Source organism: Gemmata sp. SH-PL17 (assembly GCF_001610855.1).
GTDB classification, from domain to species: domain Bacteria; phylum Planctomycetota; class Planctomycetia; order Gemmatales; family Gemmataceae; genus Gemmata; species Gemmata massiliana.
This window is the reverse complement of record NZ_CP011271.1, coordinates 8,767,135-8,784,822: the sequence shown is the minus strand read 5'-3', so window position 1 is coordinate 8,784,822 and position 17,688 is coordinate 8,767,135. Positions and strand designations below refer to the sequence as shown.

18 protein-coding genes are annotated in these 17,688 nt (G+C 61.9%); 6 read left to right on the top strand and 12 right to left on the bottom strand.

The features are described 5' to 3' along the window. The first annotated feature begins 238 nt into the window (after positions 1 to 238). The 3 genes from VT84_RS36715 (at position 239) to VT84_RS36705 (ending at position 2,509) form a co-directional block, all read left to right on the top strand. On the top strand, positions 239 to 1,486 hold the full coding sequence (locus tag VT84_RS36715; protein ID WP_082843038.1) for a TIGR02996 domain-containing protein: 1,248 nt from the start codon (positions 239 to 241) through the stop codon (positions 1,484 to 1,486). 150 nt (positions 1,487 to 1,636) lie between these two features. Then, positions 1,637 to 1,951, top strand: coding sequence for an FKBP-type peptidyl-prolyl cis-trans isomerase (locus tag VT84_RS36710; RefSeq protein WP_052551729.1), 315 nt, complete (start codon positions 1,637 to 1,639; stop codon positions 1,949 to 1,951). A 198-nt stretch (positions 1,952 to 2,149) separates the two neighbouring features. After that, positions 2,150 to 2,509 carry an FKBP-type peptidyl-prolyl cis-trans isomerase gene (locus VT84_RS36705; RefSeq protein ID WP_052551731.1) on the top strand — a complete coding sequence of 120 codons (360 nt, stop codon included), beginning with the start codon at positions 2,150 to 2,152 and terminating at the stop codon, positions 2,507 to 2,509. 16 nt (positions 2,510 to 2,525) lie between these two features. Here VT84_RS36705 and VT84_RS42050 read toward each other — a convergent pair whose 3' ends face one another. The 4 genes from VT84_RS42050 to VT84_RS36680 form a co-directional block, all read right to left on the bottom strand. After that, entirely contained in the window at positions 2,526 to 2,951 is a 426-nt protein-coding gene (locus tag VT84_RS42050) for a type II toxin-antitoxin system VapC family toxin (protein ID WP_052549786.1), read from the bottom strand. 251 nt (positions 2,952 to 3,202) lie between these two features. Continuing rightward, positions 3,203 to 4,726, bottom strand: a complete 1,524-nt coding sequence (gene gatB, locus VT84_RS36690) for an Asp-tRNA(Asn)/Glu-tRNA(Gln) amidotransferase subunit GatB (protein ID WP_082843036.1) — start codon at positions 4,724 to 4,726, stop codon at positions 3,203 to 3,205. Positions 4,727 to 4,900: 174 nt separating this feature from the next. Next, positions 4,901 to 5,257, bottom strand: a complete 357-nt coding sequence (locus VT84_RS36685; RefSeq protein WP_082843035.1) for a hypothetical protein — start codon at positions 5,255 to 5,257, stop codon at positions 4,901 to 4,903. Between the two features lie 21 nt (positions 5,258 to 5,278). After that, positions 5,279 to 6,208, bottom strand: a complete 930-nt coding sequence (locus tag VT84_RS36680) for a pseudouridine-5'-phosphate glycosidase (protein ID WP_239465596.1) — start codon at positions 6,206 to 6,208, stop codon at positions 5,279 to 5,281. A 122-nt stretch (positions 6,209 to 6,330) separates the two neighbouring features. Between VT84_RS36680 and VT84_RS36675 the strand changes: the two genes are divergently transcribed. Continuing rightward, positions 6,331 to 7,980, top strand: coding sequence for a rhomboid family intramembrane serine protease (locus tag VT84_RS36675; protein ID WP_052549791.1), 1,650 nt, complete (start codon positions 6,331 to 6,333; stop codon positions 7,978 to 7,980). A gap of 40 nt (positions 7,981 to 8,020) precedes the next feature. On the opposite strand, the gene VT84_RS36670 is transcribed toward VT84_RS36675, so the two are convergent. From VT84_RS36670 to VT84_RS36660, 3 genes are all read right to left on the bottom strand, one after another. Continuing rightward, positions 8,021 to 8,611, bottom strand: a complete 591-nt coding sequence (locus VT84_RS36670; protein WP_162271967.1) for a DUF1559 domain-containing protein — start codon at positions 8,609 to 8,611, stop codon at positions 8,021 to 8,023. A gap of 387 nt (positions 8,612 to 8,998) precedes the next feature. Further along, positions 8,999 to 9,973 carry a serine/threonine-protein kinase gene (locus tag VT84_RS36665; protein ID WP_052549794.1) on the bottom strand — a complete coding sequence of 325 codons (975 nt, stop codon included), beginning with the start codon at positions 9,971 to 9,973 and terminating at the stop codon, positions 8,999 to 9,001. Positions 9,974 to 10,159: 186 nt separating this feature from the next. Further along, positions 10,160 to 11,677, bottom strand: coding sequence for a carboxypeptidase M32 (locus VT84_RS36660; RefSeq protein ID WP_052549796.1), 1,518 nt, complete (start codon positions 11,675 to 11,677; stop codon positions 10,160 to 10,162). Positions 11,678 to 11,758: 81 nt separating this feature from the next. On the opposite strand from VT84_RS36660, the gene VT84_RS36655 reads away from it, so the two are divergent. Both VT84_RS36655 and VT84_RS41920 read left to right on the top strand, forming a co-directional pair. Beyond that, entirely contained in the window at positions 11,759 to 12,370 is a 612-nt protein-coding gene (locus tag VT84_RS36655) for a putative signal transducing protein (protein ID WP_052549798.1), read from the top strand. Continuing rightward, the gene (locus VT84_RS41920) at positions 12,367 to 13,971 is read left to right on the top strand and encodes a tRNA modification GTPase (protein WP_157470263.1); all 1,605 of its coding nucleotides are present in this window, start codon (positions 12,367 to 12,369) and stop codon (positions 13,969 to 13,971) included. The genes VT84_RS36655 and VT84_RS41920 overlap by 4 nt, the downstream gene beginning before the upstream one ends. Before the next feature lie 46 nt (positions 13,972 to 14,017). Here the strand turns inward: VT84_RS41920 and VT84_RS36645 are convergent, their stop codons facing one another. The 5 genes from VT84_RS36645 to VT84_RS36625 form a co-directional block, all read right to left on the bottom strand. After that, positions 14,018 to 14,851: an SRPBCC family protein gene (locus VT84_RS36645; protein ID WP_052549801.1), complete on the bottom strand. Its 834-nt coding sequence runs from the start codon at positions 14,849 to 14,851 to the stop codon at positions 14,018 to 14,020. After that, positions 14,848 to 15,450: a winged helix-turn-helix domain-containing protein gene (locus VT84_RS36640; protein ID WP_052549803.1), complete on the bottom strand. Its 603-nt coding sequence runs from the start codon at positions 15,448 to 15,450 to the stop codon at positions 14,848 to 14,850. The genes VT84_RS36645 and VT84_RS36640 overlap by 4 nt, the downstream gene beginning before the upstream one ends. A gap of 361 nt (positions 15,451 to 15,811) precedes the next feature. Then, on the bottom strand, positions 15,812 to 16,567 hold the full coding sequence (locus VT84_RS36635) for an SDR family oxidoreductase (RefSeq protein ID WP_082843031.1): 756 nt from the start codon (positions 16,565 to 16,567) through the stop codon (positions 15,812 to 15,814). Between the two features lie 143 nt (positions 16,568 to 16,710). Beyond that, positions 16,711 to 17,154, bottom strand: a complete 444-nt coding sequence (locus VT84_RS36630; protein WP_082843030.1) for a GNAT family N-acetyltransferase — start codon at positions 17,152 to 17,154, stop codon at positions 16,711 to 16,713. Between the two features lie 30 nt (positions 17,155 to 17,184). Continuing rightward, positions 17,185 to 17,610, bottom strand: coding sequence for a cupin domain-containing protein (locus VT84_RS36625; RefSeq protein ID WP_082843029.1), 426 nt, complete (start codon positions 17,608 to 17,610; stop codon positions 17,185 to 17,187). Between the last annotated feature and the right edge of the window lie 78 nt (positions 17,611 to 17,688).

The window sequence follows — 17,688 nt, the reverse complement described above, 5'->3', positions numbered from 1 at the left end:
CCGAGGGTAAAAATGGTGACGCGGTCGGCGGGGATGTTAGCAAATGTTAGCCACCGGCCGCGGGCTCTTTGAATGTTTTTCGATGCAAATTGCCTTGAAAATGAGCTTTTGGTGCGATTTGCGTTCGGCACGCACTCCTGAAGGCCCAATTTGTTAGCAGATGTTAGTGGGGCACGGTGTCCTAATGGATGGTGATTCGATCGCAGTGTCTATTCACAAGGTGCAAAGATAAACACGAATGTCGAGCACGCTTGACGCACTGTACGCAGCCATCATCGATAACCCCGCCGACCGCACGGTGCGGTTGGTGTTCGCGGACGCGCTCGACGAGAGCGATGACCCGGCCGATGCGACCCGGGCGGAATTTATCCGCGCACAAATCGACCTCGAAGGAATGTTCGACGACGATCCCCGGCGCCCCGCGCTCGCGTCGCGGTGTGAAGGTTTGTTCGCGGCGAACTGGATCGAGTGGTGGCGCCCGGTGTGTGCGGCGCTCGGGTTACCAGAACCGTATGTGCCCAGCAGAAGACTCGGGGCGCGGTTCAAGCGTCTCGTTGGTAGTGATAAGCGCGTGCCGGGTGAGCCGTACATCGCGAACCCCGCCGCATACTCGATTCGGTCCGACGAGCACGAGTTCACCGCGCAGTTCTACGCGGGTTTCCCGGAGATGCTCGCGATCCACCGGTTCACCATTGACACACTCACCGGGCAGTTCGGACAGTGGCTGAGCCGGGCGCCGTTCTGCCGGTTGCGGTTCACTGACGTTCTGAGCGAGTTCGAGTGGAACAGTTTGGACGGCCCGCACCTCGCGAAAGTTACCGAGCTGGTGCTCGATCGGTTGCCCGGGGACGTCGCGAATTTTTTGATTCGCACGCCTCTGACCGGATTGATCTCACTCAAGGTCATGCCGCTCGGACTACCGAGCATCGTTCGTGGACTGGTTCACAACCCGGCGTGGGCCGGGCTGCGGTCGCTCACGCTCAGCGGAATCAGCACGCCCGATTCGTTGTGCGAACTGGCGGAATCCTGCACCCTGGAGCACCTCGAAGAACTGACGTTCGGTGTTCACGAGGTCGAAGAGTCGCAACCAATCGGTGGTCTGTGGAGCGTGCTCAGTAGCGCCATCGCCGGGATTCTCGCGCAGATGGCTCACCTGTACCCGCGCCCGGTCGGGCCGATTCGCGGACCGGACTATTGGCCCGCGTTCATGGTTCTTTCGCGCTCGCCGGTGCTCCCGCGATTGCGCCGGCTACGAGTGCTCGACGCGGACCCGAACTGGATTTCGCGCGTGGCGGACATGTTGGTTAACGCGGGGGAGCGAACAGAGAATGCCGAGCCGTTCCTGTCCGATGCGTGTGTGCGTGCGGTGGCCGACGCGCTCGACCCGGATAAGCTGGAAAGGCTGGAACTGCCGGCAGCGCGGATCAGCCCCGTGTGCCGCGACGAACTGACCCGTCGGTTTGGCCCGCGCGTGGTTCTGGCGTGACCCTCACATCAGGAGATCTGTCAAATGCGTTTGATGTCCATCTGCGCCCTGGCCGCTGCGTTCGCGTTTGCCCCGTTTGCCCCGGGCGAAGACAAGAAGCTCGAGCGCCCGAAGCTCGACGCGAAGGAATGGAAGAAGACGAAGTCCGGTTTGGAAATCTGGGACGTGAAAGAAGGCAAGGGCGATGCGGTGAAGGAAGGCGCCACGGTCGTCATCCACTACACCGGCTGGCTCACCGACGATGAAGCGACGAAGTTCGACAGCAGCGTGGACCGCGGCAAGAAGGCCGAGTTCCCGCTGGACAACCTCATCAAGGGCTGGCAGGAAGGCATCCCGGGCATGAAGCCGGGTGGCGTGCGTCGGCTCAAGATCCCCTCGGACCTGGCCTACGGCCCGAAGGGGCGCGGGAAGATCCCCGGCGGCGCGACGCTGGTGTTCGAGATCGAGCTGTTCGAGTCGAAGTAACGGGAACCGTTTGCGGATCGAAGACCGAATGTATTGAGTCTTCGATCCGCAGTTGAGATACTGGATCGATCCGAAGTCGCATGGGTTTCGTGTTACCACACCGAGGGAACACCAATGCGTCCGATGACGATCTGCACATTGACCGCCGCGCTCGTGTTTGCGCCGTTCGTCGCAGCCGCACCAGTGCCGAAGCACCTGATGCCGAAGCTCGACGCGACGGAGTGGAAGAAAACGAAGTCCGGTCTGGAAATCTGGGACGTGAAAGAAGGTAAGGGCGAAGCGGTGAAAGAAGGCGCGACCGTGGTGGTTCACTACACCGGTTGGCTCACCGACGAGAAGGGGACAAAGTTTGACAGCAGCCTGGACCGCGGTGAGCCGGTCCAGTTCCCGCTGGGCAGCCTCATCAAGGGCTGGCAGGAGGGCATCCCGGGCATGAAGCCGGGCGGTGTTCGTCGGCTCAAGGTACCCGCCGAACTCGGGTACGGTGCTCGCGGCGCTGGCCCGATCCCGCCTAACGCGACACTGGTGTTCGAGATCGAACTGTTTGAGTCGAAGTGACGGATCGAAAACCGGACTACTGCGTCCAGTCTTCGATCCGCAAACCGGGCACTTGGCCGAAGTCGCGCACGTTCCGCGTTACGACGACGAGGTTCCGTGAAAGAGCGATCGCGGCGATGCGCAGGTCCATCGTTCCAATGCGGATACTGCGTGGTAACCCTGCCAGCATCGTTGCCGCACTGTCGTCGAACGGAACAAGTGGTAGGGCGGCGTACATTTCGAGCAGGTCGCTCATCAATTGATACCAGCGAACCAACTGAGCCGGTTTGCGTGCTTGGTTCAGTTGGTTATGGCAGCCGAGAATCTGTTCGTGAAAGCTCACAACAGATGCGGCCACGTTCTCCTGGCCGTGCGTGTTGATGTGGGCCACGATTGAGGCCCACTCCCGTCCATCTTGTTGGGCCAAAAGTGTCAGGTGATCCGTATCGAGTAAGTGGCTCACGGCGCTTCCTTTGGTGCCGGTGGATCATCCGGAAGCCGTCCCGTCTCGCGCATTTGCTGACCGACACGGGCGACTTCCGCGAAATCGGCGTTACCCTTGAATCGCCCGAGAACGGCCGACAACCAATTCTTTTTCGAGTTGGAATTTTCTCTGTTGTGTTTCAGCGCTGCGACTTCTTGCTCTAAAGTCGCAACGCGCTGTTCCAGTGTTCGTTCTGCCATTGGTTGTCCTCCGAATTCGTACCGCGGGCATTATACTTTCGTCAATTCCTCGTCTACGAGGCGCCGAACCAGCTCGTTCGACACGCCCTTGTTCGCTTTCATCACCTCGCCCACGATCTTCATTTTGGCCGCGTCCTTGCCGCTCTTGAAGTCCGCGACGGCCTTCGGGTTGGCCGCGACCGCCGTAACCACCGCTGCACGCAGCGACGTTTCGTCCACGTCCTTGATTCCGGCTTCCGACTTCGCTTGTTCCAACGTCACGCCCTTATCGAGCATGATTTTGAACACGTCGCGGCGGTCCTGCGAGTTGGTCGGACCGGTACAAATGAAGTCCGCGAACTTGGCCGCGTCGAACGGGAACGCGGTGATCTCTTCCTTGCGCTCGGTGAGCGCGGGGTAGATCAAGTCGCTCATGCGGTTCGCGGCGGCTTTGCCGTCGCTGAGTGTCTTCGCGACCGCCTCGAAGTACGCGACCGTGGGTCGGCCCTTTGCGGTGAGCACCTGGGCGTCGTAGGGCGGCAGCCCGTACTGATCGGCGAGACGCTTGCGCTGGGCTTGCGGGAGTTCGCCCATCGCGGCCCGCGCTTCGGCGATTTGAGCTTCGCTCACCACAACGGGAACGAGGTCGGGCTCCGGGAAGTACCGATAGTCCGCGGCCTCTTCTTTGTGGCGCTGAACAACGGTGACGCCCTTCGCGTCGTCCCAGCCCGCGGTGGTCTTCAGCATCTTGCCGAAGCGGAACGCCCCCTGCGTGTCCTTCTTGTACTCTTCGTAGTGCCGCTTCGCTTCGTATTCGATGGCCTTACCCACGGCCCGGAAGCTGTTCAGGTTCTTGATCTCGACGAGCGGTGTCGCGTGGTAGTCCTGGCCGGTTTCTGCGTGTTCCTTGCCGATTACGGGAACGTGGATGTTCACGTTCGCGTCGCATCGCAGCGAGCCTTCTTGCATCTCGCAGTCGGACACGCCGATTTCGCGGAGCATGAGCCGGATCTCTTCCAGGTACGCGATCGCTTCGGCGGCCGAAGTCATGTCGGGGTGCGACACGATTTCGAGCAGCGGTGTACCGGTGCGGTTGAGGTCCACGAGCGTGTCCGCGCCCTTTCCGCTCTCGTCGTGCAGGTTTTTCCCCGCGTCCTCTTCGAGGTGCGCCCGGATGATGCCGATCTTCTTCGCAACAAACTCCTTCTTGGTATCCTTCGCGATGTTGATTTCGAGCCACCCATCATGGCTGAACGGCAGGTCGTATTGCGAGATCTGGTAGTTCTTCGGCAAGTCGGGGTAGTAGTAATTCTTGCGGTCCCACTTGGTGAATCCGCGTATTTGTCCCGGGTGTTCGGCGATCTGGCAGTTGAGCGCGAGTGCCGCGCGGAGTGCGAGTTTGAAGGCGTGCTCGTTCATGACCGGCAGCGAACCCGGCAGCCCGAGGCAGACCGGGCACGTCGCGGTGTTCGGCGCCTGCCCGAACTTGTTGAGACACCCGCAAAACAGCTTGGTTTTGGTGAGGAGCTGGACGTGAACTTCCAACCCGATAACGATCTTGTACGGCTCGGCCATGAACGGCTCCAACGGTCTCGATTGGCGGCAACTCGCAGTTAAGCGCGAGGCGCATGCGAGGAGAATACCAATTCTACTGGGGTGCTACGAATAGGAGAACAGACCGAACTTGTGGGTTCGCGGCAGACCGAGCGGCGAAAACGAGGACCGTGCTTCATTCACGGGTGACGCAGTTCACTCGTTCTCGCGGTCACGGAGTTTCTGACCGAGCCAGTTGAGCGCCCGTTCGCCGAAGATTGCCCCCGCGCCCAAGCCGATTAGCGTTGCGAAGATGACCGGTGTGAAGTCGCGGGCGAAAAACGGCAGTCGCGTAACGAGCACGAACGACAACCCGAACGCGAACACCGCACACGCACCGCCGTAAATGAGCGTTTCGAGTAACCAATCCGTCAGCGAGCGCGTTTTACTCGAGCGGTTCGAGCGGTACGGCACTTTCGCTCGGCGACCGCACCCGCACTCGAACCGTTGACCCGCCTGATCGCCCGGCTTCCAGTAGCCGCGATTGCAAAACCAGCAACGAAACTGAATCATGACGTCGTTGTAGAACTGGCTCTACGCACGCGCGAGAGCCACCGCTACCTCCGCGGCGAGTCGCGCGTTCGCGACGATCAGAGCGCGATTCGCTACGAGCGTGCGCCCCGCACTCAGTGCCGCGATTCGAGCGAGCAGGAACGGTGTCACTTTTGCGCCGGTTACGTTCGCAGCAATTGCTGCCTTTTCTGCTTCGCTCCGCCATGTATCGAATTCCGCCGCCGGTATCGCGACATCGGCCGGGCACGGTTGCGCGAGTACGGCCCCTGCACCGCCCATTTGCACGTGTGCCGCGAACAGCGCGGCAGCTTCGTGTGCAGATTCGACTCGCGCGGAGATCGGGAGCGGCGGAACGTGATCTCGCACGTAGAAGGTTGGGAACGCATCCGTGCGGTAGCCCACAACCGGTACGGCGAACGTTTCGAGGATTTCCAGCGTTCGCGGAAGGTGCAGGATGCTCTTGGCTCCCGCGCATACGACCAGGACTGGCGTGCGCGCGAGTTCGGCAAGGTCGGCGGAGATGTCGAACGGCTCACCTTCTCGGTGGGCGCCGCCGAGCCCCCCCGTGGCGAAAACGCGAATACCGGCCGCGTGCGCGAGGACCATCGTCGCCGAAACGGTCGTCGCGGCATGTTGCTTCAACGCGATTGCCGCTCCGAGATCGCGCCGGCTCGCTTTGCGCACGTTGGGTAAACGTGCAAGTTCTTCGAGCTGGGCGTCGGTGAGGCCAACGCGGGGCACGCCGTTTAGCACCGCGATCGTTGCAGGAACCGCACCGCCAGCGCGCACCGCGGTTTCCGATTCGCGTGCGGTTTCCACGTTCACCGGCCACGGTAACCCGTGCGCGATGAGTGTCGATTCCAGCGCCACAACGGGTCGCCCCGCGACGAGTGCGGACCGGACCTCATCGGAGATCGTTAACCATTCGGGTCGTTCTTGTGTCGCGTTCAACTTTTGTTCACCTGAACGAAAACAAAACGTCCGCATCGACAGGTCGCACGCAGACATCCATAATGCCAGTTATGGAACCGGGACACGACACTGAATCCCCCGCGCCCGCGGACGAGACTCCCATGCCCATTTCGGTCAAGGGTTTGGAGCTTTCGTCCGCACCCGCGGCACCTCCCGTTGGTCCCGTCGTTTCGGGGCCGCCAACGGCGGCGTCGGTGTTGTTTTGGATCGCAGCATCGGAAGGGCTCTGGTTCCCCTCTCGTTTCGCGGCCGAAAACGGCATCTCTCGTGACAGTTTAGATGATCCGCTCACCGATTTGCGCCTCGCGGGTCTCATAACTACGGCCGATTGGGTACGTGGTTTGGGACAGGGGTACACACTAACGCCGACGGGTAAGACCGCAACCACGACGGCCGCCCTGGTCGAATTACTCAAACAGAACCGCTCCGCTGCCTACATCGCGACCCTTATCGCAGCCCCGGATCGAAATACTTCGTCTAGCGCGGGGTCGCGCGGAAATGAAGACGAAGACGAACGTGACGATGGCGGCGAGGCCGATCGCGCGCTCCGCCCGCCGCTCGTGATTCCCGTTCTTTTGATGGCGAACGCGCTCTGGTTCTTCATCTGCACCGTTTGGGGCATTCGTTGGGGCCTACCGCTCTCGCGGAGCCTCTGGTCCGGGCACACGGAGATCCTCCACCGGCTCGGCGCGGTAACCGGTCTCGATCTGATTCACGGCGAGTGGTGGCGCCTGATTACGTGCTGCTTCGTTCACATCGGGGCGCTTCACCTGATCCTGAACATGTTCGCGCTGGCCATGATGGGGCCGCTCGCGGAACTGCTCTGGGGGCGCCGGCGGTTACTCATCATTTACTTCGTTTCGGGATTGGGTGGCAGCGCCCTGGCGATGGCCCTGCGCCCCGAAGCGCTCCTGGCTGGTGCGTCGGGCGCGATCTGGGGCATTCAGATGTCACTGTTCGCGTGGTTGTTCACCTTCCGCCGGCAACTCCCGCCGCACATTGCGGCCGACTGGTTCCGGCGGCTCACCATTGTGTTCTTGCTGAACGCGGGTGGGAGCTTCTTGCCGAACGTAAGTTGGGAAGGTCACCTCGGGGGCGGTTTGGCCGGTTTCGCGGCCGCGGGGCTGTTGAACGTGGTGCGATTTGGCGATCGTCCGCGCCGGTTGATGGCCCGGGTGCTTCTCGTGCTGCTGCCTTTTTTCTGTTTGGCCGGGCTTGCCAGTGCGATGGACGTCCGAGGCGTACCCAAGTGGAGGCAGATCCACCAGCGCCTCGCGACGGATCGCGCGGTCCGCGAAGCATTCGAGCAACAAAATCGGGTACGCGCGGCACTGGACGAGTTCGAGGTCGCGGTTGGTTCTCGACTTATCACTCTCGCGGGCAGAACAACCACGGGCAGAACAACGAGAGATGCGCTTATCAACGTGACGCCGGGAGAACTGAATGCCTTGTTGGTTCTCCAGGGTCACACACGAGCGCCAGCAAGCCGTGAGCGGTCGCAAGAGCGGATTAAGGCACTCAAGAAAACGGCTGAAGAGGTGGCCGAACTGACGACAGGGCCGACCGGCGTGACCGCGCTCGACCAAAGCCGCGAGCGCGTTCACCGTTTCGCGCTCGCGCGGGCGAAGTCGTTCGAGTTGCTGTTGGGGTTGCTCGATTCCCCGGCCCCGCCGACGGGCGCTGCGTGGGCTGCTTGGCACGCCTCTCGGCTTGATGCCGATCGGCTCTGGGAAGAAACCAAAATCCGCTGAGCCACGGTCGAGCGCGTTGTAGTGCGCTCGACCCGAGAATTCAGTTGTCGAGATCGAGGATTTGGCCGTCGTTGATCTGAATCGCCAGCGCGAGTTTCTGCGGGCTGATGTTACTGGGAAGGAACCGGGTCGAGCCATCAGCCATCCCCACGGTGATTCCGCTCTCGAACACCCCACCGAGTTTCGGCACATTGTTCGGTGCAAATAGCATTTCATCCGGCTTGGTCCAGATTACCGCGTGGCCCGCATCGGCCACCAGGATCGTGTTACTCGTGCCGTCGCGGATATCGATCATCCGCGCGCCCAAAAGTGCTTGCCCCGGTGTACCCGCTTGCTGCTGTGGCGGGAGCCATGTGTTTGGCCCGGTGAACCCGCGCGCGAACGTATACCCATTCGTGCTCGTGTTCGGTGGAGCGAACATTTTGGGCATTTTGTCGATGAGTTTCTTGTTGTTTTCGCTGTCCCACGGTTCGTCGAGTTTGAACTGTCGGAACAGTGCTTCTTGCTCGATGAACGGCAAAATCGCCACGCGCCAGCTCAGCCCCGGCTTACCGGTTTTGTCCGCGTACCCGGCGGGAAATGCGCCATAGGCGTTCTCGAAATTGTGCATTCCGAGGAGAATTTGCTTCATATGTTGCTCGGCTGCGCCCCGCACAGTTCGGGTCAATGGATTCTGCGTGCGGAAGACGGGAGTTTGTGGAGCTTGTGAGTACGAATCTCCCGTGTTCCAACCGGACCCAGGCGTCACGGCGCTCGGTCCGGGATTCGGAGTCGGTGCGGACGAGTCGGGTGCGGTGGGCTTGTTCTTCTTGCACGCGGGGAGTGCAACGAGGCCGACCGACAGCGCGAGCGCAACGGTCGTCACCGAACGGGTGAGATGAAGGGGCATCCGTGTTCGCTCCTGTTTGCGAGAACGTGACCCCGACAAGGTACGCATTCACTGAAGAAGTGAACAGCAAAAGCGAAGTGGTCGGGAGTAAGTTCCCGACCACTTCGTGTGTTTGGTTTATGGTTTCGTTTAGCGCGCGCCGCCGGTCACGGTGTCGAGTGCCTGGCGCAGTTCCTGATAGTTTTGGGGCCGATCGTCAGGGTTTTTGGAAAGCATCCATAAACACAAATCGGACACGAGCGGCGGCAACCCTTCGACGCGCTCTGCCGGTGGTACGGGCGCGTTGTTCAGGTGTTGGAAGATCACCTGCACGCGGTTCCGCCCCTCGAACGGGAGCCGGCCGGTCAGGGCTTCGTAAAGCGTGACGCCGAGCGAATAGATGTCTGCCCGATGGTCGACCGTGCTCGCGTCCTTCGCTTGTTCCGGGGCGAGGTACGCCGCGGTGCCGGCCAGTTCCGGTCCGGTGCGCTCGCGTGCGGCCAGCACGTCGGCTTTTGCCAAACCGAAATCGATCAGCTTCGCGTTCCCGTTCGGACCCACCAGGATGTTGTCCGGTTTGATATCGCGGTGAACGACCCCGGCTTGCCAGACCGCGCCCAGTGCGTCGACCATCTGCGAAACGAGGAACACGCACCACCCCGGCGGGAGCGCGCCACCAGCGCGGAGCAGTTCACCCAACCCGCGACCTTCAAAGAACTCGGTAACCAGGTACGGCCAGCGCGGATCGAAGCCGAAATCGATGAACCGAACGACCTTCGGGTGCTTCACACGGGCCAGCGTCGCGGCTTCCATGCGGAGTTGCTTCATCGCCGCGGTGCGGTCGTACACGTTGGACCAATTGAGGATCTTCAGTGCGACCGGGGCCGAGCGCGTCTGGTCCCATCCCCGGAACACGTGACACGATACCCCCTCGCCGAGTTTCTCCTTGAGCACGAACGGCCCAACGATGGTGCCCGGTTCCGGGGGCAGTGTGGACTGCTCGCCCACGCCCGCGGGGAGTGCGCGGTGCGGGTAGGGGTGTGCGTGTGTGTCCCCGGCACTCGTGGCCGCTGTTTCGGTCACGGACGCGGGGGACAGTTGCTCGGTACTGTTCGAGGGAGGCATTTCGCGGGCGCTTCGACGTTCGAGTTAGGGCGAACGGGTGTCGGTTGAATCCGACATCCGGTTTACAGAGGCACATCTCATGCCACTGCTATGGCCCGACAATGAGGCGCAAGCCGAAGCTTCGCGCGATAGTAAAGCGGGTGCATCAGAGTCGCCGGCGAGGGCCGGCGATTGGGTTAAAGAACCCTAGCACACCCCATACAGCGCACTGAACTTTTCATTCAGGTACGACAGGAATGGTTTGGGCGAGAGCGGAGCGCCGGTCGCGCGCTGGCACAATTCACCGGCCCGGTAGCGCTGACCGTGTCGGTGGACGTGCTGGTTCAGCCACCCTTTGAGTCGTGTGAAGTCCCCGCGCCGGAAATCCTCTTCGATGCCGTCTCCAAATTCGCGCCGAACCGCATCCATCAATTGGGCCGCGTACAGATTGCCGAGCGTGTACGTCGGGAAATATCCGATGCCACCAAAACTCCAGTGAATGTCCTGGAGGCACCCGCGAGCGTCATCAGGAACTTTTAATCCCAACAGTGCTTCAAACCGCTCGGCCCACGCGCCCGGAAGGTCGCCAGTTGTCAGATCGCCGGACAGGAGCGCGAGTTCCAACTCGAACCGCAGCGCGATGTGGAGGTTGTAAGTCGCCTCGTCCGCTTCGACGCGAATGAGCGACGGCCGGACGTCGTTGATCGCGAAGTAGAAGGCGTCTTTCGACACATCCGTCAGTGCAGAGGGGAACGTCTGTTGGAGCCGCGGGTAGAAGTGATCCCAGAAGGGGCGCCCGCGCCCGACCTGGTTCTCCCACAAGCGCGACTGCGATTCGTGAATGCCGAACGAGCACGCGACCCCGAGCGGCGTGCCGAAGTGGTCGGCCGGGAGGTTCTGCTCGTACATCGCGTGCCCGGTTTCGTGGAGCACGCCGAAGAACGCTTCGTTGAAGAACCGCGGGTTGTATCGCGTGGTAATGCGGCAATCGCCGGGGCCGAACCCGGAGCAGAACGGGTGCGCGGTGGTGTCGAGGCGCCCGGAGTGGAAGTCGAACCCGATCGCGACCGCGGCGGCTTCGGCGAATACCTTTTGTCGGTCGATGGGGAACTCGCGCTCCAACACGCTCTTGTCGGGCTGTTTCGGGGACGCGACGATCTTTCGCACGAGCGGCGCGAGTTCGGCCGTTAGCCCCGCGAACAGGGTTTTCAATTCCGCGACGGTGGTTCCCGGTTCGTATTCCTCAATGAGCGCGTTGTACGGGTGCTCTTTGAAGCCGACCGCATTCGCCTCTTCGCGCTTGAGTTTGACGACCTGCTCCAGCAGTGGGCGGAAGCTGGGGTAATCGTTTTTCTTCTTGGCCTGTTCCCAGACCTGTTGCGCTTGTGTGGTGACGCGGGCGAGTTCCTCGACGAGCGCTTGCGGGATCTTGGTCGCGCGGTCGTACCCGCGGCGCAACTCGCGCACATTAGCCCCGGCATCGGACTCGGGATCGCGCACGAGGTCAGACGCTTCGACCGCGCTGAGCAGTTCGCCGACTTTGGGGTCTGTAAACTTCTGGTGCGAGAGGCTGGCGAGGAACGCCATCTGCTCACCGCGGAGCGCGCCGCCGTTGCGCGGCATGTAGGTCTGGTGGTCCCAGTTCAGTACCCCGGCACACGAGTTGAGAACGCCGAGTTCTTTGGACCGGCGCACCAGTTCGGCATAGGCTTCAGAGGCAGTCATCTATCGGCTCCTGTACGAACCTCGATCGTTCGGCTATTGTCGGTGTACGAAGCGAAACGAGAAGAACACCGAGGGCGCACAATGGCGGGACGACTCGTCACGATTGCCAGGTTCGATCTAGCCGGTCAGGCGCACATCGCGAGAAATGCACTGGATGCTGCCGGAATCAAGGCGGTCATTACCGACGAAGCGATCGTCGCGATGGATTGGCTGCTGTCAAACGCGGTTGGTGGAATCAAGGTGCAAGTTCTCGAAGAGGACGCGGACCGCGCGCTCGCAGTGCTGGAACAGGCACTCGGGAGCGACGAACCGGACGAACCAGTGGACGAGGAGGCTTTGGCCGCTGAAGCGGAAGCGGCCGGCGCGGAAGAGCAGGACGAGTTGCCAAAACCGAAAGCCTTACCCATGCCAGAGTCGCTGGTCCTACCAGTCGCATCCCCGACTTCGACCGAGGAACGGGCGCCGCGCTCGCGAGAGGATTATGCTCGTAGCCTGCTTTTCATTGCATGGATCGGCTTGGCGTTCCCGCCGGTTTGGTTTGTTGCACTGTACTTCTTCTTCAACGCCGCATTCGGCAGCGGTCCGCTCAGCCCACGCGGGCGCTACAATTTGCTTGTCGGTTCCCTCGTGATTTGCCCGGGGGCGGTGCTGGCGTGGATGCTCTGCGCCGGATTTAGTGGAGCGTTCGGATGAGCCTCACCGCGACCGTCGCGCCTCACCCCGAAGACACCATCGTGGCCGTATCGTCGGCGAATGGACCCGCCGCGCGAGCGATTGTTCGTGTCAGCGGGCCGGCCACGCGCGCGGTGATTGGAGCGGTGTTTGCGGCGGAACCTAACCCCCTAACCCCCTTCCCTAGGAAGGAAGGGGGAACAGAACCAAATACAGCAGACACGAAACAATCCGCGCTGGTTTTAAGCCCCTCTCCGCTTAGGGGAGGGGTTGGGGAGGGGTTGTCTGAACCTACCCCCCCGTCCCCCCTCCCTGAAGGGAAGGGGGAGCAGGTGCTGGACGTCTCTGGGCGAACCGCGAGTGTTAACGAGCGGGTGGTTTCCGCCCCCTTCCCTTCAGGGAGGGGGGACGGGGGGGTAGGTTTCCCCCGGCGCGTTGTTCCCGGCGCCCTTCAACTCAGTGGTGTACATTCCCCACTTCCTGCATCGCTGTATTTCTTCGCCGGTCCCAAGTCGTACACCGGGCAAGACCTCGCGGAACTGCATACGGTTGGTTCCCCGCCACTTGTTGAGCGCCTCGTTGCGGACTTGCTCGCGGCCGGCGCTCGACCAGCGCGCGCGGGTGAGTTCACGATGCGGGCATTCCTCGCGGGCAAGAAGGATCTTCCTCAAGCCGAAGCAGTGCAAGCTGTAATCGAGGCCGGTACCGACGCGGACCTGACCGCCGCTCTCGCGCAACTCGCTGGTGGGGTATCACAACCTCTCAATGTGCTTCGCGACGATCTGCTGAACCTCCTCGCCGACATCGAAGCCGCGCTCGATTTCGCGGACGAAGACATCGAGTTCGTTGGTCGGACGGAACTGCTCGCGCGCGTTCAAGGTGCGATTGATCTGCTCGAAACGGTGCAAAAGCAGCTCGACGACCGAACCGTATCCGGGCGCCCGGTTCGCGTGGCCCTTGTGGGGTTACCGAACGCGGGAAAGAGCAGTTTGTTCAACGCTCTCACGGGCGCGGTGGCTCTCGTCAGCCCGACTCCGGGAACTACGCGCGACTACCTCACGCAGCTCGTTACTGTTGGGGGCGTGACAATTGAACTGATCGACACGGCGGGCTGGCAAGGAGCCTCCGACACGATCGAAGACCAGGCCCAGAAACTCGGTAGCGAGCAAACGAACCGCGCGGACGTGATCGTTTGGTGCGATGAGAGCGGTACCTTCGACACTGCCGACGAGAGGCGCTTACTCGCGACCGGGGCGAGCATTCTCAAAGTGCGAACGAAGAGTGATTTGCTACCCGGATCACTCTCAAAGGGCATCAACGCGATTAGTGTTTCCGTTCTTGCTTTCGGTGGTCTTAACGATCTTCACTCGGCGCTACACGATACCGTCACATCGCTTACGCGACCGGCTCTGGCGCCGAGTCAGAGCCGGTGCCGACATCACGTGATTGCGTGCCTCGAACACTTGCGCGAGGCACATGCACTAGCCGCAAACAACGACACTCCGGAACTGCTCGCGCTCGCACTGCGTGGGGCTATTGAGCCCCTCAGTGAGATGACCGGGGCAGTCTACACCAACGATCTGCTCGACCGTATCTTTTCGCGCTTCTGCATCGGGAAATAGCCTGCGCGGAATCGACAAGAAGGCGCGGTAACTCGCGCGAACAGCGCTACGCGGTCATTCGCTCTTGCTCGACTTCGTTGGGCATCGGGAAGTGTTTCTGGAACCACGCATCCCAGAGTGCTGTCTCGTGGGCGACGGTTCCGGCCGCCCGATCCCCGTAAAGGTAGACGTTCAGCGCGACCATGCTCGGGCCGCCGAAGTTGACGGCGCCAAGGGCGGCGACGCCCGGTCCTGGTTTGTCGAGCCGCAGCAGGGCGTCGTATGGATTCTGCGTGACGTACTCCACTACGCCGCCGAGCGCCGGGACACCCGCGGGCGCCGTCCCGCGCTGCCCGACACTCATGCCTTGCAGCCCCAGTGCCGCCGTCAGCGCTTCCCAAGCCTCCGCTTCTGTACCCGCGGCGGAAACCATCCACTTCATCATCGCCGAGCGCTGGCCGCGGAAGTGTGTGAGATAGATCCGCAGGATGCTCAAGAAACTGGCCAATCCGGATTTCGCGCCTTCCAGTTGGTCGTCCCAATCGTCCGTACTGGCGAAAAGGCTTTGGACAATGCGGAGGGTGCAGGTGCCTCCCCCGCGTGCTTCGACGGTCCACTCGTTCGCGATCGGTGGCGAGCCGGGGACCAATCCGTTGGCTTCCGTGGCGAACACCCGGGGCGGATCCCAGGCCGTTACTGCGGAACTGATCTCCATGCCCGGACCGAAGTTCAACTTCACCGCGACGGGTTTACCGTCGAGCTCCTCGAACTCGGCCGGCAAGAACCAGGACGAAATACCCGGCCCGGTGGCGATGGCCTGCCAGACTTCCTCCGGCGTGCCGGGAAGCTCGATTTCGACCTGGACCGAACGGCGCCCGGAGGCTTCTTTCTTCACGCTCATGACGGTTCCTTGGGATCGGATTTCTGTGGCAGAGGGTGCGCTACGACCACCAGGCGATGCGCGCGGCCGCCGGGGGCGGATTCATCGTGATACTTCGCAACGAGTTTCGTGATGGCTTCGGCAAGTTCGCTTGTGAACGCGGCCCGGTCCGTCGGTGACCGGAAGCGAATTTCGGTGTCCATCGCCAGGGTCGCCAAGCGTTTCTCTGCCTCGTTCGCGCGACGAACAAGGTCGCCCACCTCGCGGACGACCCGCGCGCCCAGGGCGATGAGATAGCTCGCGGACAGTCGATCGATTTTCCGGTTCGGATCAGCGGCGACCGGGCCGAGGGCGCTGGGCGAAACAACGTAGGAAGCCGCCGTCGCTACGAGCAACCGTTCCGTCAGCCCGCCCCACTTGCGTTCTTGGGCCAGCCGTACCAGCCCGTGCGCCTCCAGCGCGTGCAGGTGGTAGTTGACCTTCTGCCGAGCCAGACCGACCCGCGTGGCCAGTGTCGCCGCCGAAGCGGGCGCGACTAGCTCAGACAGGAGCCGACTCCGCATGGGCTCCAGGGCCACCGTCGCGGCCGCCGGATCATCAATAACTTGGACGTCGAGCATGAGGAGGATGGTAGCCTTGACAAATTTTGTTGTCAATCACGGTTGAAGGCATTTTTCTGCCGAGGCGCACGTCGCAGAATTGTGGAGTTGTGGTGGCTCCTGAGCCGCGCCGACTTAGCAGATGCCCTGGAGTTGCCTGTTCGGGAACAGGCCGATTCGTCGTGCTAACGAAGCTGGTCGCTGATGAGTATTCGGGGGGAACTCGGCCGACCGTAAATCACGGAAGAATGGTGCCGCAAAGCTTAGAGGGGAAGTGGAAGGGAAATCTCTGCGTGGTGTGCAAAAAGGGCACGTGGGGCGCATCTCTTTTGCACACCGCAGCCGCTTCTACATCAGGAAGTAACTCCGAAAGCAGTGTCGCTCACTTCTTCAACTCAGCGCGATTGAGCCAGTCCGCGAACCGCGTTGGTCCGGTGCGCGGGTTCGCTCCGGGGGCGAGCCCGCGGTTATCCAGTGCGGCACCAAAGTAGCGCGCGTTCGGGTCGGCGACCACGGTCCGCTTGTCCCCGGTCGCGGTCAGGTATCGTCCCACGAAATCGGCAATGGACAACGCCTCGGGACCGGCCAGTTCAATCATCACGTTTGCCGGCGTTGTCACGGTGACATCGGCCAAGGCGGTGGCCACATCGTCGGCCGCGAGTGGCTGCATCGGGGCCGTCGGAAGACGGACAACATCATCCGCTGAACCCGCCCCGGCGATCCCACCGAGGAACTCGAAGAACTGCGTGGCCCGGACGATCGTGTACGGCACTCGACCCGCTTCGATTAGTTGTTCCTGGGCGAGCTTTGCTCGCATGTAACCGCTATCGGGCAGACGGTCGGCACCTACGACAGAAAGGGCGACGTGGTGCTTCACACCGGCCGCAGCTTCCGCCGCGAGCAGGTTCCGCGTCGAAGTGACGAAGAACTCCATCACCGCGGCGTCCGCGAACGACGGCGAGTTCGAGACGTCCACAACGACGTCTGCACCTGTCAGTGCTTCGGCCAACCCTTCGCCGGTGAGGGTATTGACACCGGACGACGGGGACGCGGACACGGCGTTGTGCCCGCGCTCGCGGAGGAGGACCGCCAGCTTTTTCCCGATCAGCCCGCTCCCGCCGATAATTACGACTTTCATTGTTGAGTTCCTTGTGTGTTGTTTGTCACCACGATCACTTGTTTGATATGTCTCAACTGTGGCAATCAATCAGCCCGCACAGGCTGGTGGTGGCACATCAACGTCGGGGGCGTAACGACATTATTCACGACGGCAAAGGAGTATCAGATCGCCGGTGCCGACGCGCTCGGAAGCAAAGACTTGGACAGGAAGTACCGCTCGTGACCAACTGGGTAGTCGGGCAGGGTGCCGAAAACGCGATACCCGAGTCGTTCGTAGAACGGGCGCGCTTGAAAGCTGAACGTGTCCACCCAGGCGTGATGACACTCGCGCTCCATCGCTAATCGTTCCAATTCACGAATTAGACGACTGCCCCAATCCTGGCCTCGAAGTGCTTCCGAAACGGCGAGAATCCGGATGTGCAGCCAGCCCCAATTCGTCTCCCCGATCGCTCCCCCGGCGATGCGCCCCTCGTCGTCACGAAGGGCGAGCGCCAATGGTTCCGGTTGCCAAACGAACCCTCGCTCGCGGCTGAAAGTGTCGAGCGGCGCAGTAATCGCTTCGCGCACTTCTGGATCGAGTTCGGCAATTCGTTCGATCACCGGCATGGCGCTAGTTCACAGCGGGTGGGGCTCGGATTATTTCTTGGATTCGGGGACGACGAGATCCTTGGCGTCCCGCGGGTGCAGTACCCAGGCCAGCACGCGGGTCTTCACCTTGCCGGGGTTCTTCGACACCCGGTGCAGGCACCCGACCGGTTCGTAAAACGTCTCGCCCGCTTTCAAAATCTTGGCCGGTTGGTCGTCAATGGCCCACTCGTATTCGCCTTCCAGCACGTAGCCGAACGCGGGGCCGGGGTGCCGGTGCGGGGCGCTGCCCTGACCCGGTTCCAGTGTTACCTCCACCGCCGTCGCTTTCGCTTCCTTACCGTCGAGTTTTTCGGTGATGTCCCGCGCCGCCAGCACTTTGACCGACGTGTGTTTCGGCTCGTCGTGCCGTGCGGCGTTGATACCGCCGGTTCCCAAAACGATTCCCGCTCCCAGAACCAGAGCTGTGCGAAGCATGTCTTTACCTCCGTCGCGTGTTTTTGAACGGGTGGCTTTCCACTATCCGGCACCAAGGACGAACGATCGGGACGTTTT